Here is a 3,171-nt window from a genome sequence, read left to right as displayed (position 1 = left end):
CGGAAGGACACTCGACACCCGGGACGCCCCCCGGACACCGTCGAAGCCAGCTCGCGCACAGGCCCCGCCCACCCGGCGCCCCCACCGGTCCGTCAAAGCCACCGAGCGCCTGGGCCCCGCCAACCCCCGGCCCCGACCCACCTCCCGACCCACCCCTCACACGGACCCCATCCCCCACCCCCTACGCTGGCCAGGGTCATCCCAAACGGGAACAAACCACCCCAAGGACCAGCCCCCGTGACCGACCAGCCGCCGCAGGCGTCGTCTCAGCCGCAGCCGCCGCAGGCACCGCCGCAGCCGCCGCAGACCGCCCCGACCCTTCCCCCGCCCCGGCGTGGGGCCGACTGGATGTTCGGTGGGGTCTACGGGACCGTCCTCGCCAGTGGGCTGCTCGCCGCGCTCGATCAGAAGGGCGGCGAGTACACGCCCTTCTACGACGCCAGCTGGGTGCTCGTCACCGCCGCCACCGCCGGGCTCGCGCACGGGTACTCGCACCACATGAGCACCCACCAGGCCGGCTCCGCCGGCCATCGGTGGCGGCTGCTCGCGCGGGCCCTGTGGAACGAGTGGCCGATGATCGCGGCCACTCTTCCCACCGTCCTGCTGCTGCTCGTCGCCGGGCTGGCCCACTGGGACTCGCACGGCGTCACCGCCCTCGGGCTCGGCCTGAACACCGCGCTGCTGTTCGCCTGGGGTTCCTTCGTGGCGCTCCGGGTCGGCTACAGGCTCCGCTCCGCGATCCTGATCGGCGTCGCCGACGCCACCATCGGGCTGGCGATCATCGTGGCCAACGCCGTCATCAAGTGACGCGAGGGCGCAGGCGGGCGAGCGAACAGGCGAACAGGCAGGCGAACAGGCGGGGCGGCGCGCACCCGTGCGCCCCGCCCCGCCCCGCCCCTCACCCCTCCAGCTGCCCCTCCGCCTCCGCCAGGATCTCCGTCAGCCGGGCCCCGAACTCCGCCCCGCGGGCGTCCGGGATCCCCGTGCGCGCCGAGGCGAGCAGGGCGTCGAGGGCGCGGCCGTAGGCGCCCGGGACGTTGCTCCACTCCGGCAGGCCGAAGACTCCCTCGGCGCCGCGCAGTTCCAGGCCCACCCCGGCGGCCGCGCGCGGGGAGCTGAGGCTGAGGACGGCGGTGCTCGCCGCGCCCGAGGTGTGGCGCAGCGCCAGTTGGACCAGGTCGGAGGGGCCCCGGGTGGCGCTGACCGAGGTGACGTCGCCGAGGACGGGGATGAGTACGGACAGGGCGTGCGGGCCGACGTCCCACAGTCCGCCCTTGGCCTTGCGCCAGGGCGAGTCGGCGTAGGCGCTGGGCTCCCCGTCGGGCGGGAAGACGGCGCCGAGCCAGTGCGCGGCGCCGGTGAACCAGCCGGAGCGCTCCGCCTGCTCCGCGACCCAGCCGGCGGTCGGCTCGGCGAAGCGCAGGGTGAGGAAGACGACCGAGGCGACCTCGTGGGCGACGACGGCATCGGCGATGGCGCGGGCGTCGGCCGGGGTCGTGGCGACGGGCTTGTCGAGCAGCAGATGGCATCCGGCGGCGGCCGCGCGCACGGCGAGCGGGGCCTGGACATCGGGCGGCAGGGCGAAGGCCACGACGTCACAGTCGGCGAACAGCGCGTCGGGGTCTTCGTACACCTTCACGCCGTACTCGTCGGCCAGCTCGGCCGCGGCCTCGGGCCTCCGGCCCCAGACTCCGGCGAACTCGGAGTGGGCGTGCGCGGCGAGCGCGGGGGCGTGGGTGCGGTGGGCCCAGGGGCCCGTACCCAGCAGTCCGACGCGGGGGCGGGGCTCGGGCGCGGCCTCTTCGGCGGCATCTCCGGTGGACTTCAAATCGTACGAAATGCTCACCTGCCCAGTCTGCCCCACCCGGACGGGTGTCCGGACTCCAACCCGCACAGCGGCGCCCACCTGCGGCGTAAACCTCGGTAACACGGGGTTCACACACGGGCAACGGAAGAGAAATCGCGAGCGGGCACGCTGCGGTCTACACCGCAGAACGAATTCGCCGCACGCGAACCGCAGGACGCAACGCAGCATCCGCAGAGTCTGCGCCGGAGCGACGCACCGAAGGATGGGGCCCGTGAGCTACAAGGCTGAGTACATCTGGATCGACGGAACCGAGCCGACGGCGAAGCTGCGCTCCAAGACGAAGATCCTGGCGGACGGCGACGCGCTGCCGATCTGGGGCTTCGACGGATCGAGCACCAACCAGGCCGAGGGCCACGCTTCCGACCGCGTCCTCAACCCGGTCTTCACCTGCCCGGACCCGATCCGCGGCGGTGACAACGTCCTCGTCCTGTGCGAGGTCCTGAACATCGACATGACCCCGCACGAGTCGAACACCCGCGCGCTGCTGCGTCCGGTCGCCGAGAAGTTCGCCGCTCAGGAGCCGATCTACGGCATCGAGCAGGAGTACACCTTCTTCGACGGCACCCGCCCTCTCGGCTTCCCGGTCAACGGCTTCCCGGCCGCGCAGGGCGGCTACTACTGCGGCGTCGGCTCGGACGAGATCTTCGGCCGCGAGATCGTCGAGAAGCACCTGGACCACTGCCTCGCGGCGGGCCTGGCGATCTCCGGCATCAACGCCGAGGTCATGCCCGGCCAGTGGGAGTTCCAGGTCGGCCCGGTCGGCCCGCTGGAGGTCTCCGACCAGCTGTGGATCGCGCGCTGGCTGCTCTACCGCACCGCCGAGGACTTCAACGTCTCCGCGACGCTGAACCCGAAGCCGGTCAAGGGCGACTGGAACGGCGCGGGCGCGCACACCAACTTCTCCACGAAGGCGATGCGCGAGGACTACCGCGCGATCATCTGCGCGGCCGAGTCCCTGGGCGAGGGCAGCAAGCCCCTGGACCACGTCAAGAACTACGGCGCGGGCATCGACGAGCGCCTGACGGGCCTGCACGAGACGGCCCCGTGGAACGAGTACAGCTACGGCGTCTCGGACCGCGGCGCCTCCGTCCGCATCCCGTGGCAGGTGGAGAAGGACGGCAAGGGCTACATCGAGGACCGCCGCCCGAACGCGAACGTGGACCCGTACGTGGTGACCCGCCTGATCACGGACACCTGCTGCACCGCCCTGGAGAAGGACGGCCTGGTCTAGGACCGCAGGCTCCCGCACTCCCCGCTCCACCGCTCCATCCGTACCTTCCGGCGCCCGCCGGGCCCCCGCGGCC

3 protein-coding genes are annotated in these 3,171 nt (G+C 72.7%); 2 read left to right on the top strand and 1 reads right to left on the bottom strand.

Annotated elements, in window-relative coordinates:
* The first annotated feature begins 237 nt into the window (after nucleotides 1–237).
* A complete protein-coding gene (locus ACWGDE_RS37670; protein WP_453393588.1) occupies nucleotides 238–807 on the top strand; it encodes a hypothetical protein in 570 nt (189 codons plus the stop codon).
* A gap of 91 nt (nucleotides 808–898) precedes the next feature.
* On the opposite strand, the gene ACWGDE_RS37665 is transcribed toward ACWGDE_RS37670, so the two are convergent.
* Nucleotides 899–1,840, bottom strand: a complete 942-nt coding sequence (locus ACWGDE_RS37665; protein WP_453393589.1) for a Gfo/Idh/MocA family protein — start codon at nucleotides 1,838–1,840, stop codon at nucleotides 899–901.
* Between the two features lie 238 nt (nucleotides 1,841–2,078).
* On the opposite strand from ACWGDE_RS37665, the gene glnII reads away from it, so the two are divergent.
* A complete protein-coding gene (gene glnII, locus ACWGDE_RS37660; RefSeq protein WP_453393587.1) occupies nucleotides 2,079–3,098 on the top strand; it encodes a glutamine synthetase in 1,020 nt (339 codons plus the stop codon).
* Nucleotides 3,099–3,171: the final 73 nt, after the last annotated feature.

The sequence above is a fragment of the Streptomyces sp. NPDC054956 genome, from assembly GCF_053609185.1.
Note: the sequence above shows the minus strand (reverse complement) of the source record. Positions and strands in the feature narration are given on the sequence as shown.